Here is a 26,809-nt window from a genome sequence, read left to right on the forward strand (position 1 = left end):
GACCTCGCGTCCAGCCTTTTTGTATATTGACGAGGAATGGGACTTGAATTCCTCGCCAAGTCCTCGTATGTGACCCCCGTCGCGCCAAGCGCGATATATGCGGTTGTAGCTCAGTTGGTTAGAGCGCAGGTTTGTGGCACCTGAGGTCGGAGGTTCGAGACCCCCCAACCGTACCATCTCCCCTTTGTCCATATCGAAGACATAGGTAACAGATCATTCCTAAGACATGGGTGGCAACCTCGTGGCGAACGGGTCGTCGATCGGTCGCAAAGTCCTCTGTTCGACGGCATGTTCGCCGGCCAGGCACTTGACCGTCAGTTGTCGGATCTCCTTGCACCTGCGTGACTATCGCCTCCACCGGGCAAGGTAGTTGGTTGGCGCAACGCATCGGCCGCCGAGACCGATCGGTCGGCGCCTCCAGGTGGTCATCTTTGTAGCAATTGAAGATTTTGTAGCGGCTCGTGGCCGAGATGCCGAATTTCATTCACGCAGCTCGTCAACCGCATGACAGCGAATCTCGCTTGATTACGTCGCTGCCAGCTGTTCCTTTAAGGATCGCCAGGTGCCCTTTGCAAACCGCCTTGACCAGATCGAGAAGCACGGTCGTTCGCTCGTGAACCCAGCCTAACGCCTCCTCGCTGATCTCGTAATGTTTTGAATAGCGCGCCTTCACGTACGCCTCGTTCAGTGTGTTAAACCAGGCGCGCTCTTTGTGCTGATCACGCGGAAAGGCCTCGGCCAGACGACGGTCCTGCTCCTCAGCAAGCGAGCGCAGAAATTTGATGTTGTGCGATGGTGGACCGTAATTGGTCAGAGTGAGCAGAACGCACGAATAGGCTTGCTCGAGCGATTGATGCAGGCTGAATGCCGACCAATTTATCCAGGCGTCTCCGGTCCTTTCCGACTTGCTGAGTTGAAATCTAGCTGTCTCCAGGATGGTCGTGGCTTCGGCAAACCTCTGCTCAAAATGCTCCTTCGCCAACCGCAGTCGATCCTCCGACGAAAGAGGCTCGGCCTCGGCCAGCGGCTCATCGTCGAGTTCGTAGAGAACAATGCCTTCCTTGCGAATGTCTGAGAAGAAATACTGCCCCTCCTTGAGGTAGGTATTCACTTCACGTCTGGAATGGACGATGAAGCTCACCGGTGTTTCGATCGACTTATCGTGCATTAGCCGGTCAGCCGCCTTGTACCAATATTCGGCGAACTCGCAGAGCTTGCGGTTGTTGACGATGATCAAGAGATCGAAATCGGAGCGATACCCCTTCATGGTAAAGGGTTCGTCGACCCATCCGCCCTTGGCGTAGGAGCCGAACAGGATGATCTTCAGGATCCTGCCACGCTTCTTGAAATCGGCCGTGCCCTCTTTCAACGCGTCCTCGAATTCCTCGTGCAGGATTTCGAGAACCCGTCCGAGTTCTCGCTGCTTGCGAAGCGGCATATGTTCAAGCGACGATTTCATGAGCAATCGATAGGCGAAAGATCCAATATCGTCTACTGGCAATTTTAGCACAGCTCGACTCCCGTTTTGCCCCTGTGTCCCATCCGGTTGCCAACCCACGCCGGGAGATTGACGAAAAGATTCAAGCGCCTAGGGACAAGGATTATCCGATCCCGGCGTGGTTGGAACGTCGTGCAACAGGGTGAACAAAGCGTGAAATAGGTTTCAGATTAAACTATCTTGAATAAAACAGTTAAATCGCTTATTTGTCGCAGTTGATGTGGACCCGCGCGAAAACGACCGGAGACAAGCGCGGAGCGAGTCAGTCGTTCGGCCCCGACCATTGTAAGAGAGCGACGTCTCTCGTTGGTGCAGCTGCTCCGGATATGCGAGGACAATCATGGCGATCATGTTCGTCAGAGCGCAGGTGATCAGCCGGGGAGCGGGACGCAACGTCGTCGCGGCCGCCGCCTATCGTCATCGCACTAGGATGATGGACGAACAGGCAGGCACGTCGTTCAGCTATCGGCGCGGGGCCTCCGAGCTGGTGCACGAGGAACTGGCCCTGCCGGATCAGATGCCGGATTGGCTGCGGTCGGCGGTCGAGGGGCGTTCCGTTGCCGGTGCCAGTGAAGCGCTGTGGAATGCTGTTGAAGCTTTCGAGAAACAGGCAAACGCGCGGCTGGCGCGCGAACTGATCATCGCGCTGCCGGAAGAGCTGACGCGGGCCGAGAACATCGCCCTGGCGCGCGAGTTCGTCCGTGATAATTTCATGTCCGAGGCAATGGTCGCCGATTGGGTCTACCACGACAAGGATAGCAACCCGCATATCCATCTGATGACGACCGTGAGACCGTTGACGGAGGAGGGCTTCGGGCCGAAAAACGCCCCTGTCTTGGGAGAGAATGGCGAGCCACTGCGTTTCTTCCCGCCCGGGCGGCCCGGGGGTCGGATTGTCTATAAGTCATGGGGCGGCGACAAGGAAACCTTGCAGGCCTGGAAGGTCGCCTGGGCGGAAACGGCCAACCGGCACCTGGCGCTTGCCGGCCAAGAGATCCGGCTCGACGGCCGCTCCTATGCCGAGCAGGGTCTTGATGGCATCGCGCAAAAACATCTCGGTCCGGAGAAGGCAGCCCTCTCCCGCCGGGGTGCCGAGATGTACTTCGCGCCGGCCGACCTTGCCCGGCGGCAGGAAATGGCCGACCGGCTGCTCGCCGATCCTACGCTGTTGCTGAAGCAGCTCGGCAATGAACGTTCGACCTTCGACGAGCGCGATATTGCCAAGGCGCTGCATCGATACGTCGACGATCCCGCAGACTTCGCCAATATCCGGGCGCGGCTGATGGTGTCGGACGATCTCATCATGCTGAAGCCGCAGCAGGTCGATGCCGAAACGGGCAAGGCGAGCGAACCTGCCGTCTTCACCACGCGCGAGATCCTTCGCATCGAATATGACATGTCGCGGTCCGCGCGGGTTTTATCGGAACGTCGCGGATTTGCGGTTTCCCATCGCGTGGTTGCGGCCGCGATCGAAAGTGTCGAAACAGCTGATCCGGAAAAGTCCTTCCGCCTCGATCCGGAGCAGGTGGACGCCGTCCATCATGTTACCGGCGACAGCGGCATTGCGGCCGTGGTCGGCCTTGCCGGCGCCGGCAAGTCGACACTGCTCGCCGCCGCTCGCGTCGCCTGGGAACACGATGGCCGCCGGGTGATCGGCGCGGCCCTTGCGGGGAAGGCCGCCGAAGGACTGGAAGACAGTTCCGGCATCAGGTCGCGGACGCTCGCCTCCTGGGAATTCATCTGGGCCAATGGACACGAGACGCTCCATCGTGGTGATGTGGTGGTTGTCGACGAGGCCGGCATGGTGTCGTCGCAGCAGATGGCCCGCGTGCTGAAGCTCGTGGAACAAGCAGGGGCGAAAGTCGTGCTGGTCGGCGATGCGATGCAGCTCCAGCCGATCCAGGCGGGTGCGGCCTTCCGGGCGATCACCGAGCGCATCGGTTTTGCCGAACTCGCCGGCGTGCGCCGCCAGCGCGAAGAGTGGGCGCGCGAGGCATCTCGGCTTTTTGCGCGCGGCGAGATCGAGAAAGGTCTCGACGCCTATGCGCAACAGGGTCATCTCATCGAGGCGGCGACGCGCGACGAAATCATCGATCGGATCGTCGCCGATTGGAGCGAAGCGCGCAAACTGGCAATCGAGACGTCGGTCCTCGAAGGCAATGACGGTCGTCTTCGCGGCGACGAGCTTCTCGTACTCGCTCACACCAATGACGACGTGAAGCGTCTGAACGAAGCACTGCGATCGGTCATGACGGGAGAGGGCGCGCTAGGTGAGAGCCGCTCATTCCAGACCGCACGTGGTGCGCGGGAATTCGCCGTCGGCGACCGCATCATCTTTCTGGAGAATGCCCGCTTCCTCGAGCCCCGTGCTCCCCGTCTCGGTCCGCAATATGTCAAGAACGGCATGCTCGGGACGGTGGTGTCCACCGGCGACAAACGCGGTGATGCCTTGCTTACGGTGCGTCTCGACAATGGCCGCGATGTCGTCATCAGCGAGAACAGTTACCGCAATGTCGATCATGGCTACGCCGCGACCATTCACAAATCACAAGGTGCCACCGTCGAGCGAACCTTCGTGCTCGCAACCGGCATGATGGACCAGCATCTGACCTATGTGTCGATGACCCGGCATCGCGACCGCGCTGACCTCTATGCCGCGAAGGAAGATTTTGAAGCGAGGCCGGAATGGGGGAGGAAGCCGCGTGTCGATCATGCTGCCGGCGTGACCGGCGAGCTCGTCGAAACAGGACAAGCCAAATTCCGGCCGAATGATGAGGATGCCGACGACAGCCCCTATGCCGACGTGAAGACGGACGACGGAGCCGTCCATCGTCTCTGGGGTGTCAGCTTGCCGAAGGCGTTGGAGGAAGGTGGCATCTCAGAAGGCGACACCGTCACCCTGCGCAGGGACGGCGTGGAGCGGGTCAAGGTTCAGGTTCCGATCGTCGATGAGCAAACCGGGCAGAAGCGGTTCGAGGAAAGAGAAGTCGACCGCAATGTCTGGACTGCCAAGCGCATCGAAACCGCCGAAGCTCGCCTGGAGCGCATCGAGCGGGAAAGCCATCGGCCGGATGTGTTCAAGCAGCTCGTCGAGCGCCTGTCGCGCTCCGGCGCCAAGACGACGACGCTCGATTTTGAGAACGAGGCCGGTTATCGCGCCCATGCCGACGACTTCGCCCGGCGTCGTGGGATCGACACTCTTTCTCAAGCTGCCGCCGGCATGGAAGAGGAGGTCTCGCGGCGGTGGGCGTGGATTGCGGAAAAGAGGGAGCAGGTGGCTGAGCTCTGGGAGCGGGCCAGCATGGCGCTCGGTTTTGCGATCGAGCGGGAGCGGCGCGTCTCCTACAATGAGGAGCGAATTGAAACGCAAAGCGTCTCGGATGCAGATGCTGGCCGTGCGCGGTATCTGATCGCGCCCACCACGGTCTTTGCCAGGAGCGTCGACGAGGACGCGCGGCTGGCTCAGCTTGCGTCGCCGGCCTGGAAAGAGCGCGAAGCCATCCTGCGGCCGCTGCTGGAGAAGATCTATCGTGACCCGGATGCGGCGCTGTCAGCGCTGAACGCGCTTTCCTCGGATATGAGCATCGAACCGCGCAAGCTTGCCGAGGATCTTGCCGCAGCACCGGATCGGCTCGGCCGCCTGCGCGGTTCCGATCTCATCGTCGACGGTCGTGCGGCACGCGACGAACGAAATGCCGCGATTACCGCCTTGACGGAACTGCTGCCGCTCGCCCGCGCCCATGCGACGGAGTTCCGCCGGAACGGCGAACGCTTCGATCTCCGTGAGCAACAGCGCCGCGCTCATATGTCCCTGCCGATCCCGGCGCCCTCCAGAAAGGCGATGAAGCGTCTCGTCGAGATCGAGGCGGTGCGCAGGCAGGGAGGGGACGACGCCTACAAGAGCGCCTTTGCGCTCGCCACAGAAGACCGCTCGCTCGTGCAGGAGGTCAAGGCCGTCAGCGAGGCGCTCACCGCCCGCTTCGGCTGGAGCGCCTTTACCTCGAAGGCCGATGCGGTTGCCGAACGCAACGTGGTCGAGCGTATGCCGGAAGACCTCGCGAGCATCAGAGGCGAGAAGTTGACCCGGCTGTTTGAAGCCGTGAAGCGCTTTGCCGAGGAGCAGCATCTCGCCGAGCGGCGGGATCGTTCGAAGATTGTTGCTGGCGCCAGTGCCGATCAGGGGATGGAGGCAGGCAAGGAGAATGCCGCGGTGCTGCCTATGCTCGCCGCAGTCACCGAATTCAAGACCCCGATCGACGAGGAGGCGAGATTGCGCACTCTCGCCACGCCGCTGTATTGCCAGCAGCGCGCCGCGCTGGCGACCGTGGCAAGCATGATCTGGCGCGATCCGGCAGGCGCCGTCGGCAAGATCGAAGAACTACTTGCCAAAGGTTTTGCCGGTGAGCGCATCGCCGCTGCGGTGACCAACGATCCGGCCGCCTACGGCGCCTTGCGCGGTTCCGATCGCCTGATGGACCGGATGCTGGCTTCCGGCCGGGAGCGGAAGGAGGCAGTGCAGGCCGTGCCTGAAGCCGCCGCCCGCCTGCGCGCGCTCGGTTCGGCCTACGTCAATGTGCTCGATGCCGAACGCCAGGCTATTGCCGAGGAGCGACGGCGCATGACAGTCGCCATTCCCGGCCTGTCGAAGGCGGCGGAAGAGGCGCTCACGCGCCTGACCGCTGAGGTGAAGAACAACGGTCGCAAGCTGAGCGCCCCTGCCGCTTCGCTCGATCCCGGCATTCGCCGGGAGTTCGACGCCGTCAGCCGGGCGCTCGACGAGCGCTTTGGTCGCAACGCCATCGTTCGCGGCGAAAAGGATCTTATCAACCGCATCCCGCCGCTGCAGCGCCGTGCGTTCGAGGCGCTGCAGGACAGGCTGAAAGTCCTGCAGCAAGCTGTCCGGATGGAGAGCAGTGAGCAGATCATCTCGGAACGGCGTCAGCGGGCTGTCAACCGTGGGCGTGGCGTCGATATGAATGGCTTTTAAAAAAGAGACCATTGTCTGCTGATCTAAATACGTAGTGGATCGCTCTTCGCTGGAGCGTCTCGGTCGCATTATCCTGGCTGGGAAACGAACGGAAGGCAAAAGCACCTCAGACGATCAGAATGCGTTTAATCAGACGCGTGGGCGATAAGGGCGTGCCGGCGAAAATACCAAACGATTAATTCCGATTGGAGTCGGCATGTCGTTGCTGGAAATGAAGAGATCGTCGCCGACCTTATATCCGACAAGCCAACGCCCTCTCCTGAGTTCCGGCGTCACGTGGCAATCCTTGAAGAAAATCTCCACGCTCATGAAAGTCTCCCTAGTGCCAAACGAAGGTTGGATATCGCTCTGCGGCGAACGTGCATAGGGCCGCAGGGGAGATCGGCAATAAGATGCGGATCTCACTGATGAATTCGGGAAGCGCAACCAAAAATTCGGTTCTTATCGTTTCGATGGAACCCATGCTGTACCGCGTCGTTCTCCATGTTAACGGGAGAATACGCATGTCGAAAACCCTTCTCTACGGTGCGACGAAGATCGACGAGACCAACAGCGCTTATGCGCCGGTCGAAAGTCTCACCCAGTTTCAGTGGAAGAACCGCGTCTTCGTTGTTTTCGCCGACACGGATAATTCCCGCGCCGCGCGGCAGGAAAATCAGCTGCTGGCCACCCGTTCGGCCCTCGATGAGCGCGACCTGGTGGTGCTGAAGGTTTCCGGCGCCGGCGTCCGTCCGCTCTTCGGTGCGGCCGACGATCTCGACGGCGAAGCGATCCGCCGCGATCTCGAGGCGGCGGAGGTCGGCGAATTCGCCGCTTTCCTTCTCGGCAAGGACGGCACCGTGAAGCTCAAGGCCAGCGAGCCGATTACCGATGGCGAGCTCTTCGCCATCATCGACAGCATGCCGATGCGTGCTGCGGAATCGCTGAAGCCGGACAAATAAACCCGAACGTCGCGTAAACGGAAATCATGAAAGGGAGGCGGTCATGTCCGTGCCCAACGAACCCATTCCCGACCAGCCGCCGATGCCCGGGCCTGGCTGGAAGCCAGAGCCTCCGATCAAGGAACCGGAGCCTGACCGGCTGCCCGACGAAGCGCCGGTTCCAAATCCCGACGAGAACGACGAACCGGCAAAACACACTTTCGAGACTTAAAGAAAGATGTGCCGTTCGGCGCTGACGAGTTCCTGAAGAAAATCGGCGACGCTCCTGACGCGTAGCAGGTCGCGCGCGGTTTCGTGATAGGTCGTCCAGTAAGCGCGCCGGATCGAAACCTCCGGCAAAATGCGCTGGAGTTCCGGATATTGCCTGGCGATATAATCATGCAGGATGCCGATGCCGGCGCCTGTTCGCACCGCCTCCGTCTGTCCGATCGCCGTCGAAATCTCGAAGCCTGCATCCCAACTCCGCATGACTGCGCCGGAAAAATTCAGGGATGCGGTGAAGATCAGGTCTTCGACATAGCCGATGCGGCGATGGGCCTTGAGCGCGTCGATATCGGCAGGTGCTCCCTGTGACGCCAGATAATTTCGCGAGGCATAAAGGCCGAGCGTGTAATCCGTCAGCTTCGAGGAAACGAGCCGCCCTTGTTCGGGCCGCTCCAGCGTGATGGCGATATCGGCCTCGCGCAGCGAGAGCGAGAAAGAGCGGGGAACCGGCACGAGCTGGATCTTCAGTTCCGGATGGCGCTCGATCAACCTGCCCATGCGTGGCGCAAGAAAGGAAACACCGAACCCATCGGGCGCCCCGACGCGCACAGTCCCGGCAATTGCCGTATCTGTGTGGCCGAGGCTGGCCTGCACGGCCAGCATTTCCGTTTCCATCCGCTCTGCGGATGCCAGGAACACTTCGCCTTCGGCCGTCAGCTCGCAGCCATTCGTGCGACGGATGAAAAGCCGCGTCTTCAGCGCCTCTTCCAGCGACGTCAGTCGACGCGAGAGCGTGGCGTGATTGAGCCCCAACCGCTTCGAGGCGGCAAGGATCTGCCCGGTGCGGGCGACGGCGAGGAAAATACGAACATCGTCCCAGTTCATGGCTTGGCACGTATCGCGATCGGATCGACCTCGATAAGCGTCAGCAATGTCACCATGTGCGCCGTCTGGTTCTTGTACTTAAGGAAATGCGGTGTTCGCAGATGGGCCTCGTATGCTTCCTGGTCGGCGTAGACTTCAAGGATACGGATCCGGTTTGGGGTGTCCCTGATGGAAACAGCGCTCAGGGAAAGCACGCCGTCTTCCAGCGCTAGGGATGCTTCGATTTCTTCCGTGAGCACTGCGCGATAGGTTTCAAGCGTGTCCGGATCGATCTCCAACTCCGCCATTCTGACGACGGGTTTCCGGCTCATCGGTTTGACCTCCCCTTTGGGGTTTGACTTGTTGGCGTGCGGTGCCAAGTTTGGAAGCAACGGCAGCGCCTGATGCAATGATAGAACTATAATTTGCGCACAACGGTTGCTTATATCAGCGCATTGATTTGTGCAAATTGAAGTGCGATTGTCGGCCATCCAAAAACAGGAGGAACACCATGCGTGAGATCGGTCATTTCATCGGCGGCAAACAGGTTGCCGGCACCAGCGGCCGCGTCAGCAACGTCTACAATCCGGCAACAGGCGAAGTGCAGGCGACGGTCGCGCTCGCAAGCGTCGAGGAACTGCGCGCCGCTGTCGAAAACGCCAAGGCTGCGCAACCGAAATGGGCTGCCACCAATCCGCAGCGCCGCGCCCGCGTCTTCTTCAAATTCGTCGAACTCCTGAACAAGCACATGGACGAGCTCGCCGAAATCCTCTCCAAGGAACACGGCAAGACGATCGAGGATGCCAAGGGCGACGTTATCCGCGGCCTCGAAGTCTGCGAATTCGTCTGCGGCATTCCCCATCTCGCCAAGGGCGAGTTCACCGAAGGCGCCGGACCGGCGATCGACATGTATTCGATCCGCCAGCCGGTCGGCATCGGCGCCGGCATTACGCCCTTCAATTTCCCCGGCATGATCCCGATGTGGATGTTTGCGCCGGCGATCGCCTGCGGCAACGCCTTTATCCTGAAGCCCTCCGAGCGTGATCCCTCCCTGCCGATCCGTCTCGCCGAACTGATGATCGAGGCCGGTCTGCCCGCCGGCATCCTCAACGTCGTCAATGGCGACAAGGGTGCGGTCGACGCGATCCTTACCGATCCCGATATCGGCGCCGTCTCCTTCGTCGGCTCTACGCCGATCGCTCGATACGTCTATGGCACCGCGGCGATGAACGGCAAACGCGCCCAGTGCTTCGGCGGCGCCAAGAACCACATGATCATCATGCCCGATGCTGACCTGGATCAGGCCGTCAACGCGCTGATGGGCGCAGGCTACGGTTCGGCTGGCGAGCGCTGCATGGCGATCTCGGTTGCCGTTCCGGTCGGCGAGGAGACCGCCAACCGCCTCGTCGAGAAGCTGACGCCGAAGATCGAATCCCTGCGCATCGGCCCCTATACCGACGACAAGGCCGACATGGGCCCGCTCGTCACCAAGGAAGCCTATACCCGTGTTCGCGGCCTGATCGACCGCGGTATCGAGGAAGGTGCCAAGCTCGTCGTCGACGGCCGCGATTTCAAGCTCCAGGGTTATGAAGACGGCTATTTCGTCGGCGGTTGCCTGTTCGATCACGTTACGCCTGAGATGGATATCTACAAGACCGAGATCTTCGGGCCTGTTCTCTCCGTCGTTCGTGCCCAGAACTATGAGGAGGCGCTGTCTCTGCCGATGAAGCACGAATATGGCAACGGCGTCGCCATCTACACCCGTGACGGCGATGCCGCCCGCGATTTCGCCTCGCGCATCAATATCGGCATGATCGGCATCAACGTTCCGATCCCGGTTCCGCTCGCCTACCACTCCTTCGGCGGCTGGAAGGCCTCGAGCTTCGGCGACCTCAACCAGCATGGCACGGATTCGATCAAGTTCTGGACGAAGACCAAGACCGTCACCGCCCGCTGGCCCTCCGGCATCAAGAGCGGCGCCGAATTCGTCATGCCGACGATGAAGTAATCTTCACAAGCTTCCAATCTTCAATCTGCAATCCGGGGGCGCCTTTCGGCCTCCGGATTTTTCGATTCTAAGTTGTTGATTTTTGCCCGATTTGCTTTCAGATGAGCAGCCGGGCGCGTGATTCCAGTCATGAGCCGGTCGGGCCTGTTACGCTTTGGGGGAAGCAAAATATGGATAATCGAGTGTCCGCGGGCGCCGCGGCGAACGCATTCGAGCGTGCCAGGTTCACCGGCAGGGCATCGGAATATTTCGGCATCTGGATCGTCAACGTTCTTCTGACGATCCTAACGCTTGGCATCTATTCGGCCTGGGCGAAGGTGCGGCGAAACCGTTATTTCTACGGCAACACCGTCCTGCTCGGCCGCAGTTTCGAATATCACGCCACCGGCATGCAGATCCTTATCGGCCGCCTCATTGTGGTGGCCTTCGTTATCGTGGCCAACATTCTGGCGGTGATTCATCCGCTGTTCTCGCTGGTGACCACGGTCCTCATCCTCATCGCACTTCCCTGGCTGATCGTGAGGGGCCTTCGTTTCAACGCCCGCGTAACCAGCTATCGCAACGTCCGATTTGATTTCGCCGGCACTGCCGGCGGCGCCTTCGTCTCCGTCATGCTCGGAAGCCTCGTCGCCGTCCTGTCGCTGGGTCTGCTGGCGCCCTTCGCCAGCCGCTGGCTCAACCGCTACATCTTCAACAACCTCCGCTACGGCAACCGACCGTTTCAAACGGATCCCAAAGTTGGCGCGCTTTACGGCGCGCTTCTCGTCCCGGCCCTGATGGTCGTGCTGGGCGCCCTCGTGCTCGTTGCGGTGGTTGCGATCGCGGTCGTCGGAATGCAGGCGAATGACGCTGGCGCGTTCGAGCGCGATCCCGATATTGTGATGATAGTGTCGGGAATGTACCTGGCCGTCTTCGGTGTCCTGATCATCTATGGCCTTGCCGGCCTCTTTTATCGGGCAGCCGTCCACAACATCGTCTGGTCGTCGACGCAGATCGACGGCCGGCATGTCTTGCGGAGCGATCTTTCCCGTGCGCGTTATGCCTGGATCGCCATATCGAACGTCGTGGTGACGGTGCTCACCCTCGGCCTGATGCGCCCCTGGGCGGCGGTTAGGCTGGCGCGTTATGTCACCGAGCACACAGCGATCCGCATCGAAGGCGAGATCGGCGAGGTCTTTACGCAGTTTGAAGCCAGCGGCACTGCCATCGGTTCGGAATATATGAGCATGGAAGGGCTTGATTTTGGTTTCTGACGGAGAAACCATCGCGACGGGGGAATGGCATCCGCCTCATTCGAGCGCCGCCGTTCCCGCCCGCCTGCTGTCGCGGGGCGGGCGCCTCATCGCCGTCACCGCGGAAGATGCGGCTCTTTCCGATGGCGCCATCGGAAACGTCTCCTTTACGGCGCGCGTCGGATCGATCCCCCGGCGTGCGGTCTTTACCGACGGTTCGGTCTTCGAGAGCGCCGACAATGACGCAATCGATGCCTTTCTTCGCGCTGGCGGCAAAAGCGGATGGGTGCATCGGCTTGAGGAGTTTCATCCCCGCATCTTCGTCTTCGCGGTCGCGGTCGTTTTGCTTGCCGTCGGAATCTATCGTTATGCGTTGCCGGCGCTCGTCGAAGTCGCCATCTTCGTGACGCCGCCTGTCGTATCTGAGATGATGTCCTATGGCGCTCTCAACACGCTTGATACGACGGCGCTGTCTCCAAGCCACATAACGGAGATCCGGCAGGCCGAAATCGCCGATCGCTTTCGAAAGGTGGCCGCCAATGCCGAAGGCGGCGCCGAGCGCTATGTCCTGAATTTTCGCAATGGAGGATTGATCGGTCCCAATGCCTTCGCGCTTCCCGACGGCAATATCGTCCTCACCGACCAGTTGATCGAATTGGTGGGTGGCCATGACGAGATGATAACAGGCGTTCTCGCCCACGAGATCGGCCATGTCGAATACAAGCACAGCCTGAGGCAGCTCTATCGGGCCGCGGGCATCGCCGGTCTCGTCATGCTGATTGCCGGCGATATCGGCTCCGGCGTCGAGGATATCCTGACGCAAGGAGGCGGTCTGCTCGCATTGTCCTATTCCCGCAGCGCCGAGGCTGAAGCTGACCGGCGCTCGGTCGAACTGATGCGCAAGGCCGGTATGGATCCTGTCGCGATCGCCAGGTTTTTCGATCTGCTGGAAGCCAAGCTCGGCGACCACTCCCGCACCAGCATGTTGTCCACCCATCCAGGCACACCCGAGCGCAAACAGGCGATCCTCGATTACGTCGAGGTCCTAAGGCGGGATTGACGTCGCGGCAAATGGCCTCATAAGCTGAATGCGAATTTCATATTTTGGAATTGTTCAAAACTAGCAAACCGCCTATATAGGTCTGAACAGACGAGTCAGGAGAATGGCATGCGGTTGACGAAGCAGACGAACTATGCGGTTCGCATGTTGATGTATTGTGCTGCCAACGACGGGCACTTGAGCCGGATTCCGGAAATCGCCAGGGCCTATGGCGTTTCCGAGCTCTTTCTTTTCAAGATCCTCCAGCCGCTGAACAAGGCGGGTCTGGTCGAAACCGTGCGCGGTCGCAACGGCGGCGTGCGCTTGGGCAAACCGGCCGCCGACATCAGTCTTTTCGACGTCGTTCGGGTGACGGAAGACAACTTCGCCATGGCCGAGTGCTTTGAGGATGACGGTGAGGTCGAATGCCCGCTGGTCGACAGCTGCGGTTTGAATTCGGCGCTGCGCAAGGCGCTCAACGCTTTCTTTGCCGTGCTGTCGGAATACTCCATCGACGACCTCGTCAAGGCGCGTCCGCAGATCAATTTCCTTCTCGGAATCACCGGCGAGCCGGCCTATCGCAAACCCGCGATCGTTGCCCCTGCCGCCTGATCAAAAGACCAGGATGAACTTCTGAACCGCGGTTGCCCCCAGCAACCGCGGTTTTTGTTTTTGCGGGCATCTCCTTGGCATCAGGAATACGGGGAAATGCCGGCTGCGTGTCGCGATGGGCGCGCTTTTATACCAAATGCGACAAAATTTCGTTCTTTTTTGTGCGAATATTTCCGAATGAGGCTGATTTTTGACGGAAAATTTCTAAAATTGTCCAGCTGGAAAAATTTTCTGCGTAGCCCGTTGCTTTCAGTAAATAAATATCGTTCCATCGAGCGTCGACCGAGATGGCAATCTACGGTCTCCAAACATCAAAAAAGAACAACCGGGAAACAATATTATGAAAAAGATCTCTGTCCTGCTGGCAGCGACGGCCCTGATTTCCGTCATGGCGACGTCGGCCTGGTCCAAGACCCTTGTTTATTGCTCCGAGGGCTCGCCGGAAGGCTTCGACCCCAGCCTCTATACGGCAGGCACGACCTTCGACGCGTCGTCGCGCACAGTCTATAGCCGCCTCGTCGAATTCAAGCATGGCGGGACCGAGATCGAGCCGGGCCTGGCCGATAGCTGGAGCGTTTCGGCCGACGGCACGGAATACACTTTCAAGCTTCATCCTGGCGTCAAGTTCCAGACTACCGACTTCTTCACGCCGACGCGCGATCTCAACGCCGACGACGTCATCTTCTCGTTCGAGCGTCAGCTCAAGTCTGACAATCCGTGGAACAAGTATGTCGAGGGCGGTTCCTACGAATACGCGGCCGGCATGGGCTTTCCCGAGCTGATCAAGTCGATCGAGAAGGTCGATGACCTCACCGTCAAGTTTGTCCTCAATCATCCCGAAGCGCCGTTCCTCGCCGACCTGGCCATGGACTTCGCCTCGATCGTCTCCAAGGAATATGCCGACAAGCTTGCCGCCGACGGCAAGATGGCGCAGCTCAACCAGCAGCCGCTCGGCACCGGCCCGTTCACCTTCGTCGCCTACCAGCCGGATGCCGTCATCCGCTACAAGGCGAACGAAACCTATTTCAAGGGCAAGGAAAAGATCGACGATCTGGTTTTCGCGATCACCTCTGATGCTGCCGTCCGCGCGCAGAAGCTGAAGGCCGGCGAATGCCACCTCATTCCCTATCCGAATGCGGCCGACGTCGCCGAACTCAAGAAGGACGAGAACCTGACCGTGCTCGAGCAGGCCGGCCTGAACGTTTCGTATCTCGCCTACAACACCTTGATTGCTCCCTTCGACAAGGCCGAAGTCCGCAAGGCGCTGAACATGGCGATCAACAAGCAGGCGATCGTCGACGCCGTCTTCCAGGGTGCTGCGGCCGTTGCCAAGAACCCGATCCCGCCGACGATGTGGTCCTATAACGATGCCGTCGTAGACGACAAGTACGATCCCGATGCGTCGAAGAAGATGCTGGCAGATGCCGGCGTCAAGGATCTGAAGATGAAGATCTGGGCGATGCCGGTTTCGCGTCCGTACATGTTGAACGCGCGCCGCGCCGCAGAATTGATGCAGGCCGACTTGGCCAAGGTCGGCGTCGATGCGGAAATCGTCACCCATGAATGGGCCGAATATCTGAAGCTCTCGTCCGACAAGAATCGCGACGGTGCCGTCATCCTTGGCTGGACCGGCGACAACGGCGACCCTGACAACTTCATGGATACGTTGCTTGGCTGCGATGCTGTCGGCGGCAACAACCGCGCTCAGTGGTGCAACAAGGAATTCGACGATCTGATGACGAAGGCCAAGCTGACGGCCGACGTCGCCGAGCGCACGAAGGCCTATGAGCAGGCTCAGCTGATCTTCAAGAAGGAAGCTCCCTGGAATACGATTAACCACTCATTGGTCTTCGTTCCGATGAGCAAGAAGGTCTCGGGCTTCTTCATGGACCCGCTCGGAATTCACCGCTTCGACGGTGTGGACATTTCCGAATAATAAAAAATCTGTAAACTGCCCGGTCAACGCCGGGTGCGGCCGGCGGTCAGGTTCCCCTGACCGCCGGAAACTATTGGAAAACCTGCTATGTTGCGTTTTTTCATCGGCCGCCTCGCGGTGCTGATCCCGACATTCCTTGGCGTTTCGCTGATAGCCTTCTCGTTCATCCGCATGATCCCCGGCGACCCCGTCATGCTTTTGTCGGGTGAACGTGTGATGGCGCCGGAACGTCACGCCCAGATCATGCACGATCTCGGTTTCGACCGGCCCATATATGTGCAGTATTTCGATTATCTCGGAAAAGTGCTGCAAGGCGATCTCGGCACCTCGATCGTCACCAAGCGGCCCGTTCTCGGCGAGTTCTTCACATTGTTCCCGGCAACACTGGAGCTTTCGCTCTGTGCCATCATTATCGCCGTCTGTCTTGGCGTGCCCGCCGGCGTCTTTGCGGCCGTCAAGCGAGGCACGTGGTTCGATCAGAGCGTGATGGGAGTTGCCCTCATCGGTTATTCCATGCCGATTTTCTGGTGGGGTCTGCTGCTCATCATCTTCTTCTCCGGCTATCTCGGCTGGACGCCGGTTTCCGGCCGCATCTCGCTGATGTATTTCTTCAAGCCGGTCACCGGATTCATGCTCGTCGACAGCCTGCTGTCGGGCCAGAAGGGAGCCTTCGCCTCGGCCGTCAGCTACCTCATTCTGCCGACCATCGTGTTGGCAACCATCCCGCTCGCCGTCATCGCACGCCAGACGCGTTCGGCGATGCTCGAAGTGTTGGGCGAGGACTATGTCCGGACCGCACGCTCCAAAGGCTTGAAGCCGCTGCGCGTCGTCGGCGTGCATGCGCTGCGCAATGCGATGATCCCTGTCATCACCACGATCGGTCTGCAGATCGGCGTTCTTCTTGCCGGCGCCATCCTCACCGAGACGATCTTCTCCTGGCCAGGTATCGGCAAATGGATGGTCGATTCGGTCTTCAAGCGCGATTACGCCGTCGTCCAGGGCGGCCTTCTGCTGATCGCGGGCGTCATCATGCTGGTCAATCTGATTGTTGATGTTCTCTATGGCTTCATCAATCCGCGCATTCGTCATTAGGAGCGGTCCATGAGCACGGTCACCGTCAAAACCGGCCAGCCATCCGCTCTTGCGGAGTTCTGGCATTATTTCTCCCGCAACAAGGGCGCCGTCATCGGCCTCGTGGTGTTCAGCATCATCCTGGTCGTTGCAGTCCTTGCGCCGCTCTTTGCGCCACATCAGCCGAACGAGCAGAACCGCCAGGTGCTGCTGGCCGTACCGTTCTGGATGGAGGCGGGCAGCGCCTCCTACCCGCTCGGAACGGATGCCGTCGGCCGCGACATCCTCTCGCGCCTCATCTACGGCGCGCGGTTCTCGCTCTTCATCGGCGTCGTCGTCGTCACGCTTTCGGTCATTTCGGGAGTCCTGATCGGGCTCGTTGCCGGATTTTTCCGCGGTAAGATCGATACGGCAATCATGCGCCTAATGGACATCATCCTGGCCTTCCCGTCGCTGCTGTTGGCTCTCGTGCTGGTGGCCGTGCTCGGGCCTGGCCTCACCAACGCGATGATCGCGATTTCGCTGGTCAACCAGCCGCATTTCGTCCGGCTGACGCGGGCCTCAGTCATTTCAGAGCGGGAGAAGGAATATGTGATCGCCTCGCGTGTCGCCGGTGCCGGCACCTTCCGGTTAATGTTCAAGACGATCCTGCCAAACTGTCTTGGGCCACTGATCGTTCAGGCGACGCTCGCTTTCTCGGCGGCAATTCTCGATGCCGCCGCCCTCGGCTTTCTCGGCATGGGCGCCCAGCCGCCGACACCCGAATGGGGGACAATGCTGGCCGAATCCCGTGAGTTCATCTCGCGCGCCTGGTGGGTGGTGACATTCCCGGGTCTTGCCATCCTCATTACCGTTCTCGCCATCAACCTGATGGGTGACGGCTTGCGCGACGCGCTCGATCCCAAACTGAAGAGGTCGTGATGTCACTCCTCGAGATTGAAAATCTGACGGTCGAATTCCAGACCTCTTCCGGTCTCTTCCGCGCCGTCGACGGCGTGTCTCTTGCCTGCGACAAGGGCGAGATCCTGTCGGTCGTCGGCGAATCCGGCTCGGGTAAATCCGTGGCCATGCTGGCCCTGATGGGGCTTTTGCCCTGGACGGCGAAGATCACCGCCGACCGCATGCAGTTCGACGGCAAGGATCTGCGCGGTATCTCCGCCCGCCAGCGCCGCAGGATCATCGGCAAGGATATGGCGATGATCTTCCAGGAGCCGATGTCGAGCCTCAATCCGTGCTTCACGGTCGGTTTCCAGCTCGGCGAGACCCTGCGCTTTCATATGGGCCTCAACCGCAAGGAGCGCCGCGAACGCTCTATCGAGCTCCTGAACCTCGTCGGCATTCCGGCCCCGGAAGACCGCCTGTCGAACTTCCCGCATCAGATGTCTGGTGGCATGAGCCAGCGCGTCATGATCGCCATGGCGCTCGCCTGCAATCCGAAGCTCCTGATCGCCGACGAGCCGACGACAGCGCTCGACGTGACGATCCAGGCGCAAATCCTCGATCTGCTCGTGCGTCTGCAGAAGGAGCACGGCATGGCGCTGGTGTTGATCACCCACGACATGGGTGTCGTTGCTGAAACCGCCGAGCGCGTGCAGGTACAATATGCCGGCCAGAAGGTCGAGGAGCAGCCGGTGAGGGCGCTGTTTCGCGATCCGCATCATCCCTATACGGCAGCTCTGCTCGCCGCCCTGCCGGAACGCGCCAAGGTCGGCCAGCGTCTGCCCTCGATCGCCGGTGTCGTTCCCGGCCAGCACGGCCGCCCGACGGGCTGTCTCTTCGCGCCGCGCTGCGGTTATGCCACGGTCGAATGCGATCGCGGCGTGGTGCGCCAGGGCCCGGAGCTCGGCCAGGCTTTGTGCAATTATCCATTGAAGGACGGCAAGCCGCTGGGGCATCCCGGTGTCATCGCCGTTGAAACTGCAGGAGACCTGGTATGACGGGCGCTGTTCTCGAGGCCAGGGATCTCGCCCGTTTCTACACGGTCAACCGCGGTCTCTTCAAAGCCGACGCCACCGTCAAGGCGCTGAACGGCGTCAGCTTCAGCCTGCATTCCGGCAAGACGCTCGCCGTCGTCGGCGAATCCGGCTGTGGCAAGTCGACACTCGCCCGTCTGGTCACGATGATCGAGGATCCGACGGCCGGCGAATTGCTGATTGACGGCAAGCCGGCGCGTGTCGGCGACCGCAGCTTGCGCAGCCAGGTGCAGATCGTCTTCCAGAATCCTTACGGCTCGCTCAACCCGCGCCAGAAGGTCGGCGCGATTCTTGAAGAGCCGCTGAAGATCAACACCAATCTCGACGCGGCCGCCCGCCGCCGCAAGGTGGAGGAGATGATGGCCCGCGTCGGCCTGCGCCCGGAGCATCATGGCCGTTACCCCCATATGTTCTCCGGCGGCCAGCGCCAGCGCATCGCCATTGCCCGCGCCCTGATGCTGCGGCCGAAAGTGCTGGTGCTCGACGAGCCGGTTTCGGCCCTTGATCTGTCGATCCAGGCGCAGGTGCTGAACTTGCTGATGGACCTGCAGAAGGAGATGGGCCTTGCCTATCTCTTCATCTCGCACGGTCTCTCGGTCGTCCATCACATCGCCGACGAGGTGATGGTCATGTATCTCGGCCGCCCGATCGAAACCGGCCCTGCCGCTGAAGTCTTCGCCCGGCCGCGCCATCCCTATACGGCCGCCTTGTTGTCGGCGACCCCGATCGCCGATCCCGAGCGCGAGAAGACCCGCATCCGCCTGCAGGGCGAACTGCCGTCGCCCTTGAAGCCGCCGTCGGGCTGCCACTTCAATCCGCGCTGCTGGAAGGCGCAGGACTATTGTCGCCAGGTTTCTCCCGAATTAAGGGGAGAAGGCGCACAACAATATGCCTGTCATTTCCCGCTCGACTGAGCGGGAAGATAAGCTGAGGAGTAAACATGCCGGATGAGCAGATGAACAGGCCTCATGCGATCATCGTCATGGGGGTCAGCGGCTGCGGTAAATCCTCCGTCGGCGAGAAGCTTGCCGAAGCGCTGCGCCTGGCCTTCGTCGAAGGCGATGCGCTTCATCCCGCCGCCAATGTCGAGAAGATGTCGAAGGGCATTCCGCTGACCGATGAGGACCGGATGCCCTGGCTCGACCGCATCGGCGAAGACATCAAGGCCTCGCTGGAAAAGAGCGAGGGCATCATCGTTTCCTGCTCGGCACTGAAGCGCATCTATCGCGACAGGCTACGGGCCGCTGCCGGCGGCAATCTGTTCTTCGTTTATCTCGAAGGTTCCAGAGCGCTGCTGATGAGGCGTATGGCCGAGCGCAAGGGACATTTCATGCCGGTCTCGTTGCTCGATAGCCAGCTGGCCACACTTGAGGTGCCGACAGGCGAGCAAGGTGTCGTCACCGTCGATATCGACGACACGGTAGAAGGCATTGCGACAAAGGCCTTTAAAGGCCTTGCCGCGCTCGGTGTTACGGGTTGAAACGCTGCGGCGAATAGGCCGCGATATCGATGAACGGCGTTTCGCCGGTGATGACTTCGGCAAGCACACGGCCGGTCACCGGCCCGAGCGTCAGGCCGTGATGGGCATGGCCGAAGGCAAACCACAGGCCCTGATGGCGCGGCGCCTTGCCGATGATCGGCATCATGTCTGGCGTGCAGGGTCGCGCACCCATCCAAGGCTCGGGATCGAGCCTGCCTCCGAGCGGGAAGATCGTGCGGGCCACGGCTTCGGCGCGGTCGAGCTGGACCGGCGTCTTCGGCGCATCGAGCGTTGCAAACTCCGCCCCTGTCGTCAGCCGGATGCCGCGGTTCATCGGCGCAAGGAGATAGCCGCGCTCGGCATCGAGCGTCCAGTTGTTGAGCACGGCATTGCCCTCAGTGGCATAATGCATGTGATAGCCGCGCTTGACGCCGAGCGGGAAGGAATAGCCGAGCCGGCGCGTCGCAACGGCCGCCCAGGGGCCGAGCGCTAAAACCGCATCCTCGGCTTCGAGCGGACCTTCCGCCGTCATGATCTTCCAGCCGGAGCCGAACGGACCGAGCGAGGCGGCATCACCCGTGACGAACCGGCCGCCAAGGCTTTCGAAATAGCGGCGATAGGCCGATGTCAGCGCATGCGGGTCGAGCACCGACCAGGGATCGCGCCAGTGGATGCCGCCAGCAAAATCGCCGGTCATATGAGGTTCCATGCGGGCGATATCGGCCGGAGTCAGGCTGTCATACTCCACGCCGAATTCATTCTGCCAAAGTGCTGCCTCTGCAAGAGCGCCGTCCCGCTTGGCTTCAGTGCGGAAAATCTTCATCCAGCCGTCCTTGCGGATCAGCCCTTCGGCCTGCGACGCTTCGATCAGATCCTTATGTTCGACGATCGAATTTTCGATCAGCGGCGCATAGGCCCGGGTGATGATCGCGTGGCGCCGCGCATCGGAGTTCCACCAGTAGCGGGCGAGAAAGGCGATCTGGCTCGGCAGCGTGCGCAGGTGATAATGCGCGTCGATGCGGTTATTCAGCGCATAGCGCAGCAAGAGCCCGAGCTGCTGGGGAAAGCCGTAGGGTGCCACACCTTCGCGCTGGATCAGGCCGGCATTGCCGAAGGAGGTTTCGCTGCCCGGATCCTTGCGGTCGATCAGCGTCACCTGCCGGCCGCGCCGCTGAAGATGGATGGCCGTGGAAACCCCGACAATGCCGGCGCCGAGCACGATTGCGTTCTTCGTCATTTCCGCTTGAATTCCGCTTTGTTTATCGGGTGAAAATGCCCGCGCCGATACTGCGACGCAAACGAAAAATCGCTTTCATTTCAAAATCATTGCGCTTTTCAGTACGGCATTTTCAGCCTTCACACGGATATAGAGGATAAGCGCGTTGAGAACGGAAAAGACAATCGCGTAAAACGGCAGGCCGAAGGCGAGGGGAAGGGCGGCGATTTCGCCGACGACGATCGCGTAGTTCGGATGGCGGAGGAAGCGATAGGGCCCGGATCTGACGAGCGGCGCGCCGGGCAGGACGATGATGCGCGTCGTCCAGCGGTCTTTCAGCGTCGCCAGCACCCAGAGCCGCAGAGCCTGCAGCCCCATGAACACCAGAAACCAGAAGAGCGCGACAGGCCTGCCCGGTGCAGTGAGCCAAAGGCCGATAATCCAGCCGGCATGCAGCGCCACCATGACGGGATAATGCTCGGGTGCGACCTCTCTGGCGCCTCTGGCAAGAAGCGCTGCCGTGTTGCGCCGGGCGAGCACAAGTTCCCCCAGCCGCTGCAGCGTCACGAAGGCAAGGAGCGCGATCGACAGCCACATCATGCGACCCTCCTGAGCGTCACGCAGCTGGCCGAAAAGCCCGGCCCCATGGCGATCATCGCGGCGCGCGCCGGCAACCCGGCGCGGAGCGCCCGCTCCAGCACGAAGAGGATGGTCGGCGAGGACATGTTGCCGTATTCGGCAAGCACGGCCCGCTCGTGATCCAACGTGCCCGGCACCATCGAAAGCGCGCTCTCCATTGCGGCCAGCACCTTCGTGCCGCCGGGATGGCAGATGAAGCGGTCGATATCCTCCACCCTCAGCCCGTTTCGTGCCAGAATGGCCTTTACCGCCGGGCCGAGCTCCTTTTCGGCAAAGGGCGGTAGCGATTGCGCCAGCACGATGCCGAAGCCGCCGTCATCGATCTTCCAGCCCATGATATCGAGCGTGTCGGGAAAAAGATGCTCGCCGGTCGATTCTACCTCCGCCAGCCCGCCTTCGCCTGATCGCAGCACGCAGGCGGCCGCGCCGTCGCCAAAAAGCGCCGTCGCGATGATGTTCGGCCGCGTCAGCTCGTCCAGCCGGAAGGCCAGCGTGCAAAGCTCGATCGAGACGAAAAGCACAACAGTGCCCGGCCGGCTTCGCGCCAGCCGCGAGGCGATCGCAAAGCCTGACACGCCGGCGGCACAGCCGAGCCCGAAGACCGGCACGCGTTCGATGTCGGGTCTGAAACCCATCCGGCCGGCTAGCTGCGCATCAAGGCTCGGCGTCGTAAAACCGGTGGAGGAGACCGTCACGACACAGTCGACATCGCCGGCCTCAAGCCCTGCCTGGCGAAGGGCAGAGGCGGCAGCCTCGACGAAAAGCCCGCCTGCCACCTCTGCAAAGGCCTGCATCCGGTCGTGCCAGCCATGCGGCTCGTCGAACCAGGCAAGCGGGCGCGCCGCATGGCGCTTTTCGATGCCGGCGCTGTCGAAGACGCGGGCAAGATGGCGGAAATCCTCGAAGCGGTCGGCAAACAGCCGGGCCGAGGCTTCGACCGCCTGTTTTTGGAAAATGACATGTTCGGGTGTGGCAACGGCGAGGCTGACGAGTTTGACGGTGTCGGTCACAGAATTCTCCTTGTCCCTCCGGCGGAACGGAGGAAAACACGCGGACGCCCAAATTATTCAGCTCTGAAGCTTCACGAAAGGGTGAAGAAAGAAATGCAAGCGGCAGCCGAATAAATCGGGATGCAGCGGTGTTCTCTCGTCGCAACGTCACTTCCGAGGAGTTTCCCCATGACGTTTATGACAGCCCGCATCGCTTCCATCATTCTCGGCGGCTGCCTTGCCGCTTCTGTTGTCTCCGGCCCGGTTTTTGCGGTTGGCGATGATAGCAGCACAACGCCCACCTGCAAGAAGGGCGAGATCTACGACCAGAAGACCAAGAAATGCGTCAAGCAGCAGAGCGCTAACGTCTCCGACGAGAACCGCGCCGACTATGCCTATTCGCTGGCCAAGGCCGGTCGTTATGAGGAGGCGCTTGCGGTGCTCGACACGGTCAAGGATCAGAACACTGCCGAAGTGCTGAACTATCGCGGCTACGCCACCCGCAAGCTCGGCCGCACCGACGAGGGCATCTCCTATTACCTGCAGTCGGTGAAGATGGACCCGCAATACGCTAAGGTCCGCGAATATCTCGGTGAAGCCTATGTCATCAAGGGTCAGCTCGATCTCGCCAAGGACCAATTGAAGACAATCAAGGCGATCTGCGGCACCGGCTGCGAGGAATATCAGGACCTGAACGCCGCAATCCTCGACCCATCGAAGATCTGATCAGCAGGCACGGCGGGAAGACTTGAACCGCAAAAGGGACGTAAGAATGTCGGTCGCGCGCACCCATTTTCCTGCCTATGGTCGCGCGAGAACGGAATCGCCGGTTCATCCGGCGGTTTCGAGGGATGCAGGATCGGCGGAGGCGGCCATCGCGAGTGAAGCGGATATTAGGAGCGGCTTGACGGAAAATCTGGCAAGGCTCTGGCGTTATGGTCTCGTTCTCTCGCATCAGCGCGATGTCGCCGACGACCTGGTGCAAGCGACCTGCCTTCGCGCGCTGGAGCGCGCCGATCAGTTCATGCCCGGCACCCGGCTCGACCGCTGGCTGTTTTCGATCCTGCACTCGATCTGGCTGAACGAGATCCGCTCCCGCCGGGTGCGCCAGGGCCAGGGTTTCGTCGATGCCGGGGAGACGCTGATCTTCGACGGCGCGCACGACACCGAAACCCATGTGATGGCGGGTCAGGTGCTGAAGCAGGTGAATGCGCTGCCCGAGGCGCAGAGAACGGTGGTTTTCCTCGCCTATGTGGAAGGACTTTCCTATCGCGAGGTTGCAGGCATATTGGATATCCCGATCGGAACCGTGATGAGCCGGCTGGCGGCTGCCCGCGCCAAGCTCTCCGACACCGGACCGGAAGGGGGACGGCAATGACGACGAAACAGACCATTCCCTCCGACGAGGATCTGACCGCCTTCATCGACGGCGAACTGACGGCCGAAGAGGCTGCCCGCATTGAGGCCATGGTGAAGGAAGACGAGAGCGTCGCCGAGCGGCTGGAATTGCTGGCACGCGCCAGCCAGCCGTTCAAGCAGGCCTTCGCCCCGCTGCTCGCCGAAGCGCCGCGCGAGAAGCTGCAGGCGATGCTTGCCGCCATCCCTATGCAGGAAAGCGCAAAATCCAGCCCCGCGCCCGTATTCGCCAGCCGCCGCCGCTTCCTCGGCGCGCTCGCCGCCTCGCTGATCGCCGGCATCGCCATCGACCGCGCCGTCATCGGCATCGGAGCACGCTTTTCGGCAAAGGACGAAAACAGCGAATGGCGCGCCGTAGTCGCCGACTATATCTCGCTCTATACCGCCGAAACGTACGCCGGCCCCGCCCCCGGCAGGGAGGACCAGGCCGCCCAGCTCGCCGGTCTTGACGAGAAGCTCGGTCTGTCGCTCTCCCCCGAAGCCGTCTCGCTGCCGGGGATCGATTTCAAACGCGCCCTGTTGCTGCAATATGATGGTAAGGCGCTGGCCCAGATCGCCTATCTCGACCCCGAAACCGGCCCGATGGCGCTGTGCATCGTCAAGTCTGACAAGGGGCCGAAGGCGCCGGACCTCGAAAACCGCAAAGGTATGAATGTCGTCTACTGGTCGAACGCGACGCACGCCTTCATGCTGATCGGCCGCATCCCCGTAGACCGGGTGCAGGAATTGGCGGAGAACGCCCGGAGCAGGCTTTCAAGCTGACCGGCTCAGCGGGACTTCAGCTTCGCCGCTTTTTTTGGGGAGCGCGTTTGAGCTCCAAATTGACGCTTTGAACAAGGACATCGGCTTCACCAGGTCGGACAGGACGCTGTCGTCAGGCTCGAAGCTTTCCCTTCACTCGCCACGGAACGACCGCAGCCCACGTCACCAAGATTGCTGCCCGCGGTACGACAGGCCGAAACAACGCTCGGCGGCGCTGAAACAATGTGGACCTCTCGCTTTCCCGACATCACCGAGCCTGAGACTTGTTAAATTTCAGCAGATGACCGTAACGTCAATTTAAGGGCCGCCGTGGCAGCAATTGCGAAGGTTCGGACGGGCGAGCACAGAATCCTGGAATATGTCTTCTGGCCTTCGATAGAAGTTGCGGAGAAAGCGAGTCAGGAGCGTTCCTTACTAGGTCAAAAAAATTTCCTGCAGAGAAATGAAGCTTTTAGTTGAATTTTCCCTAGAGTTGGGGCAGAGCGGGCACTGGTACTAGGCGCAGCCGAAATGGAATAGGCAAACGGGTAGTTCATGACGAACCTTATTACTTGGATGAAGTACGTTAATTCGACTGGGGATCAGAGAATTGACGGGCTCTTCAGCGGCACTGCCTGGGACGGAACGATAACCTATGCGTTCCCCACTCTCTCGACATCATATTCCTATAGCGGCGAGAAAGATTTCGATTTTTCGTCGATTTCCTCGCAACAGCAGTCTGCAGCCTTGTTTTTTATGGAGCAATCCTATGGAAACGCGGCAAATGACGGCTTTTCGGTTGAGGGGTTTACGAACGCCGACTTCGTAGCGGGAAGCGCCGATACCGCCACGGTGCGGTTCGCTCAGTCGTCCCTGCCTCCGACGGCATGGGCTTATTACCCAGATGCTGGCAGCAGCGGCGGCGATATCTGGTTCGGGACGGAATATGCTGGTACAGAAGAAGATTATCGATATCCGGAGTTCGGCAATTATGCGGGCCATACCCTGGCGCATGAACTGGGTCACGCTCTCGGGCTGAAACATGCTCACGAACCGGATTTCTTTTACAATCCCACGGTCGTTCCGCGTGCCTACGATTCGGTCGAATACACAATCATGACCTACCGTACATATGTCGGAGATAATGGGGACGGGTACGAGTATGAACATGACGGGGCGCCACAGACCTTCATGATGCTCGACATCGCCGCCCTGCAGGAAATGTACGGCGCAGACTACACCACGAACAATGGCGATACCGTCTATAAGTGGAATCCGAACGAAGGCGTCACCTATGTCGACGGGGTGGCGGCCATCACACCCGATGCCAACCGGATCTTCGCGACAATCTGGGACGGCGGCGGTATCGATACCTATGATTTGAGCGCTTATACCACCACCCTCAAGATCGACCTGCGAGCAGGAGGATACTCGGTCTTTTCCCAGAGCCAGTTGGCTGATCTGTGGGGTGGCCCGAACAATGGCTACGCCCGCGGCAACATTTTCAACGCGCTTCTTTATCACGGTAACGTTGCGTCCTTGATCGAGAACGTTCAGGCCGGCTCCGGCAACGACAACATTATAGGCAACGAAGCGAACAATACGCTTTGGGGCAATGCAGGAAATGATTCGCTTTATGGTGGTGCCGGCGCTGACACATTGATTGGAGGGGCTGGTTCCGACTGGATGTCGGGCGGGGCGGGCAACGACATCTACATTGTCGACGATAATTTCGATTTTGTGAGCGAGTACGCGAAGGAAGGGACGGACACGGTCCAGACGGCGCTTTCGAGCTATACGCTCAGCAACAACGTCGAGAACCTGTTCTATACGGGATCCGCCAGCTTTACCGGCAACGGTAATGCGCTTGCCAATACGATCACCGGCGGCGCCGGCAACGATGTGCTGAATGGTGGGGCCGGGGCCGATCGTTTGATCGGTGGTGCGGGCGACGACACCTATA

General features: G+C 60.5%; 24 protein-coding genes and 1 tRNA gene. 18 read left to right on the forward strand and 7 right to left on the reverse strand.

Annotated features, from left to right (window positions below):
• The first annotated feature begins 99 nt into the window (after positions 1–99).
• Positions 100–176: transfer RNA gene (locus BS630_RS12410), tRNA-His, on the forward strand.
• 320 nt (positions 177–496) lie between these two features.
• Here BS630_RS12410 and BS630_RS12415 read toward each other — a convergent pair.
• Entirely contained in the window at positions 497–1,510 is a 1,014-nt protein-coding gene (locus BS630_RS12415; RefSeq protein WP_077977671.1) for a nucleotidyltransferase and HEPN domain-containing protein, read from the reverse strand.
• Between the two features lie 328 nt (positions 1,511–1,838).
• Between BS630_RS12415 and traA the strand changes: the two genes are divergently transcribed.
• Positions 1,839–6,485, forward strand: coding sequence for a Ti-type conjugative transfer relaxase TraA (traA, locus tag BS630_RS12420; protein ID WP_077977672.1), 4,647 nt, complete (start codon positions 1,839–1,841; stop codon positions 6,483–6,485).
• A 129-nt stretch (positions 6,486–6,614) separates the two neighbouring features.
• Here traA and BS630_RS12425 read toward each other — a convergent pair whose 3' ends face one another.
• Positions 6,615–6,794: a hypothetical protein gene (locus BS630_RS12425; RefSeq protein ID WP_077977673.1), complete on the reverse strand. Its 180-nt coding sequence runs from the start codon at positions 6,792–6,794 to the stop codon at positions 6,615–6,617.
• 194 nt (positions 6,795–6,988) lie between these two features.
• Between BS630_RS12425 and BS630_RS12430 the strand changes: the two genes are divergently transcribed.
• Both BS630_RS12430 and BS630_RS37330 read left to right on the forward strand, forming a co-directional pair.
• Positions 6,989–7,426: a DUF4174 domain-containing protein gene (locus BS630_RS12430; protein WP_077977674.1), complete on the forward strand. Its 438-nt coding sequence runs from the start codon at positions 6,989–6,991 to the stop codon at positions 7,424–7,426.
• A gap of 43 nt (positions 7,427–7,469) precedes the next feature.
• Positions 7,470–7,637 carry a hypothetical protein gene (locus tag BS630_RS37330; RefSeq protein WP_017959047.1) on the forward strand — a complete coding sequence of 56 codons (168 nt, stop codon included), beginning with the start codon at positions 7,470–7,472 and terminating at the stop codon, positions 7,635–7,637.
• On the opposite strand, the gene BS630_RS12435 is transcribed toward BS630_RS37330, so the two are convergent.
• Positions 7,634–8,515, reverse strand: a complete 882-nt coding sequence (locus BS630_RS12435; RefSeq protein ID WP_077977675.1) for a LysR family transcriptional regulator — start codon at positions 8,513–8,515, stop codon at positions 7,634–7,636. The two genes, BS630_RS37330 and BS630_RS12435, sit on opposite strands and share 4 nt — an antisense overlap.
• Complete coding sequence (locus BS630_RS12440) at positions 8,512–8,826, reverse strand: putative quinol monooxygenase (RefSeq protein WP_077977676.1); 315 nt, start codon at positions 8,824–8,826, stop codon at positions 8,512–8,514. Before BS630_RS12440 ends, BS630_RS12435 begins: the two co-directional genes overlap by 4 nt.
• A 179-nt stretch (positions 8,827–9,005) precedes the next feature.
• Here BS630_RS12440 and BS630_RS12445 point away from each other — a divergent pair, with 179 nt between their 5' ends.
• The 10 genes from BS630_RS12445 to BS630_RS12490 all read left to right on the forward strand — a co-directional run bounded on the left by BS630_RS12445 (position 9,006) and on the right by BS630_RS12490 (position 19,845).
• Complete coding sequence (locus tag BS630_RS12445; RefSeq protein ID WP_020048532.1) at positions 9,006–10,502, forward strand: CoA-acylating methylmalonate-semialdehyde dehydrogenase; 1,497 nt, start codon at positions 9,006–9,008, stop codon at positions 10,500–10,502.
• A gap of 170 nt (positions 10,503–10,672) precedes the next feature.
• Positions 10,673–11,755: a YjgN family protein gene (locus BS630_RS12450; RefSeq protein ID WP_077977677.1), complete on the forward strand. Its 1,083-nt coding sequence runs from the start codon at positions 10,673–10,675 to the stop codon at positions 11,753–11,755.
• A complete protein-coding gene (locus tag BS630_RS12455) occupies positions 11,745–12,794 on the forward strand; it encodes a M48 family metallopeptidase (protein ID WP_077977678.1) in 1,050 nt (349 codons plus the stop codon). Before BS630_RS12450 ends, BS630_RS12455 begins: the two co-directional genes overlap by 11 nt.
• 108 nt (positions 12,795–12,902) lie before the next feature.
• Positions 12,903–13,385 carry an iron-responsive transcriptional regulator RirA gene (gene rirA, locus BS630_RS12460; RefSeq protein WP_017959053.1) on the forward strand — a complete coding sequence of 161 codons (483 nt, stop codon included), beginning with the start codon at positions 12,903–12,905 and terminating at the stop codon, positions 13,383–13,385.
• A 340-nt stretch (positions 13,386–13,725) separates the two neighbouring features.
• Positions 13,726–15,321 (forward strand): ABC transporter substrate-binding protein, encoded by a 1,596-nt coding sequence (locus tag BS630_RS12465; RefSeq protein WP_077977679.1) that lies wholly within the window; start codon positions 13,726–13,728, stop codon positions 15,319–15,321.
• Between the two features lie 87 nt (positions 15,322–15,408).
• On the forward strand, positions 15,409–16,413 hold the full coding sequence (locus BS630_RS12470; protein ID WP_017959055.1) for an ABC transporter permease subunit: 1,005 nt from the start codon (positions 15,409–15,411) through the stop codon (positions 16,411–16,413).
• A 9-nt stretch (positions 16,414–16,422) separates the two neighbouring features.
• Entirely contained in the window at positions 16,423–17,313 is an 891-nt protein-coding gene (locus tag BS630_RS12475; RefSeq protein ID WP_077977680.1) for an ABC transporter permease subunit, read from the forward strand.
• Positions 17,313–18,329, forward strand: coding sequence for an ABC transporter ATP-binding protein (locus BS630_RS12480; RefSeq protein WP_077977681.1), 1,017 nt, complete (start codon positions 17,313–17,315; stop codon positions 18,327–18,329). The genes BS630_RS12475 and BS630_RS12480 overlap by 1 nt, the downstream gene beginning before the upstream one ends.
• Positions 18,326–19,279, forward strand: coding sequence for a peptide ABC transporter ATP-binding protein (locus BS630_RS12485; protein ID WP_077977682.1), 954 nt, complete (start codon positions 18,326–18,328; stop codon positions 19,277–19,279). The genes BS630_RS12480 and BS630_RS12485 overlap by 4 nt, the downstream gene beginning before the upstream one ends.
• A gap of 26 nt (positions 19,280–19,305) precedes the next feature.
• Positions 19,306–19,845 (forward strand): gluconokinase, encoded by a 540-nt coding sequence (locus BS630_RS12490; RefSeq protein ID WP_077977683.1) that lies wholly within the window; start codon positions 19,306–19,308, stop codon positions 19,843–19,845.
• Here the strand turns inward: BS630_RS12490 and BS630_RS12495 are convergent.
• From BS630_RS12495 to BS630_RS12505, 3 genes are all read right to left on the reverse strand, one after another.
• Positions 19,835–21,082, reverse strand: a complete 1,248-nt coding sequence (locus BS630_RS12495; RefSeq protein WP_077977684.1) for an NAD(P)/FAD-dependent oxidoreductase — start codon at positions 21,080–21,082, stop codon at positions 19,835–19,837. The genes BS630_RS12490 and BS630_RS12495 overlap by 11 nt on opposite strands.
• A gap of 75 nt (positions 21,083–21,157) precedes the next feature.
• Positions 21,158–21,661: an isoprenylcysteine carboxyl methyltransferase family protein gene (locus BS630_RS12500; protein ID WP_077977685.1), complete on the reverse strand. Its 504-nt coding sequence runs from the start codon at positions 21,659–21,661 to the stop codon at positions 21,158–21,160.
• Positions 21,658–22,710 carry a type III polyketide synthase gene (locus tag BS630_RS12505; protein WP_077977686.1) on the reverse strand — a complete coding sequence of 351 codons (1,053 nt, stop codon included), beginning with the start codon at positions 22,708–22,710 and terminating at the stop codon, positions 21,658–21,660. The genes BS630_RS12500 and BS630_RS12505 overlap by 4 nt, the downstream gene beginning before the upstream one ends.
• A gap of 168 nt (positions 22,711–22,878) precedes the next feature.
• Between BS630_RS12505 and BS630_RS12510 the strand changes: the two genes are divergently transcribed.
• The 4 genes from BS630_RS12510 to BS630_RS12525 form a co-directional block, all read left to right on the forward strand.
• Positions 22,879–23,415: a tetratricopeptide repeat protein gene (locus BS630_RS12510; protein WP_077977687.1), complete on the forward strand. Its 537-nt coding sequence runs from the start codon at positions 22,879–22,881 to the stop codon at positions 23,413–23,415.
• Between the two features lie 46 nt (positions 23,416–23,461).
• On the forward strand, positions 23,462–24,067 hold the full coding sequence (locus BS630_RS12515; RefSeq protein WP_077977688.1) for an RNA polymerase sigma factor: 606 nt from the start codon (positions 23,462–23,464) through the stop codon (positions 24,065–24,067).
• Entirely contained in the window at positions 24,064–24,867 is an 804-nt protein-coding gene (locus BS630_RS12520) for an anti-sigma factor family protein (RefSeq protein WP_077977689.1), read from the forward strand. The genes BS630_RS12515 and BS630_RS12520 overlap by 4 nt, the downstream gene beginning before the upstream one ends.
• 534 nt (positions 24,868–25,401) lie before the next feature.
• Positions 25,402–26,809, forward strand: a 1,408-nt coding sequence (locus BS630_RS12525) for a M10 family metallopeptidase (protein ID WP_208623363.1), incomplete at its 3' end; no start/stop codon positions are given.

This window comes from Rhizobium laguerreae (assembly GCF_002008165.1).
GTDB classification, from domain to species: Bacteria; Pseudomonadota; Alphaproteobacteria; order Rhizobiales; family Rhizobiaceae; genus Rhizobium; species Rhizobium laguerreae.

Coding starts and splice junctions, on each gene's coding strand:
- BS630_RS12450 (WP_077977677.1), top strand. CDS start 10,673: ATGGATAATCGAGTGTCCGCGGGCGCCGCGGCGAACGCATTCGAGCGT.
- BS630_RS12510 (WP_077977687.1), top strand. CDS start 22,879: ATGACGTTTATGACAGCCCGCATCGCTTCCATCATTCTCGGCGGCTGC.
- BS630_RS12490 (WP_077977683.1), top strand. CDS start 19,306: ATGCCGGATGAGCAGATGAACAGGCCTCATGCGATCATCGTCATGGGG.
- BS630_RS12465 (WP_077977679.1), top strand. CDS start 13,726: ATGAAAAAGATCTCTGTCCTGCTGGCAGCGACGGCCCTGATTTCCGTC.
- BS630_RS12520 (WP_077977689.1), top strand. CDS start 24,064: ATGACGACGAAACAGACCATTCCCTCCGACGAGGATCTGACCGCCTTC.
- BS630_RS12470 (WP_017959055.1), top strand. CDS start 15,409: ATGTTGCGTTTTTTCATCGGCCGCCTCGCGGTGCTGATCCCGACATTC.
- BS630_RS12480 (WP_077977681.1), top strand. CDS start 17,313: ATGTCACTCCTCGAGATTGAAAATCTGACGGTCGAATTCCAGACCTCT.
- rirA (WP_017959053.1), top strand. CDS start 12,903: ATGCGGTTGACGAAGCAGACGAACTATGCGGTTCGCATGTTGATGTAT.
- BS630_RS12475 (WP_077977680.1), top strand. CDS start 16,423: ATGAGCACGGTCACCGTCAAAACCGGCCAGCCATCCGCTCTTGCGGAG.
- BS630_RS37330 (WP_017959047.1), top strand. CDS start 7,470: ATGTCCGTGCCCAACGAACCCATTCCCGACCAGCCGCCGATGCCCGGG.
- BS630_RS12495 (WP_077977684.1), bottom strand. CDS start 21,082: ATGACGAAGAACGCAATCGTGCTCGGCGCCGGCATTGTCGGGGTTTCC.
- BS630_RS12500 (WP_077977685.1), bottom strand. CDS start 21,661: ATGATGTGGCTGTCGATCGCGCTCCTTGCCTTCGTGACGCTGCAGCGG.
- BS630_RS12425 (WP_077977673.1), bottom strand. CDS start 6,794: ATGAGCGTGGAGATTTTCTTCAAGGATTGCCACGTGACGCCGGAACTC.
- traA (WP_077977672.1), top strand. CDS start 1,839: ATGGCGATCATGTTCGTCAGAGCGCAGGTGATCAGCCGGGGAGCGGGA.
- BS630_RS12485 (WP_077977682.1), top strand. CDS start 18,326: ATGACGGGCGCTGTTCTCGAGGCCAGGGATCTCGCCCGTTTCTACACG.
- BS630_RS12430 (WP_077977674.1), top strand. CDS start 6,989: ATGTCGAAAACCCTTCTCTACGGTGCGACGAAGATCGACGAGACCAAC.
- BS630_RS12435 (WP_077977675.1), bottom strand. CDS start 8,515: ATGAACTGGGACGATGTTCGTATTTTCCTCGCCGTCGCCCGCACCGGG.
- BS630_RS12515 (WP_077977688.1), top strand. CDS start 23,462: ATGTCGGTCGCGCGCACCCATTTTCCTGCCTATGGTCGCGCGAGAACG.
- BS630_RS12445 (WP_020048532.1), top strand. CDS start 9,006: ATGCGTGAGATCGGTCATTTCATCGGCGGCAAACAGGTTGCCGGCACC.
- BS630_RS12440 (WP_077977676.1), bottom strand. CDS start 8,826: ATGAGCCGGAAACCCGTCGTCAGAATGGCGGAGTTGGAGATCGATCCG.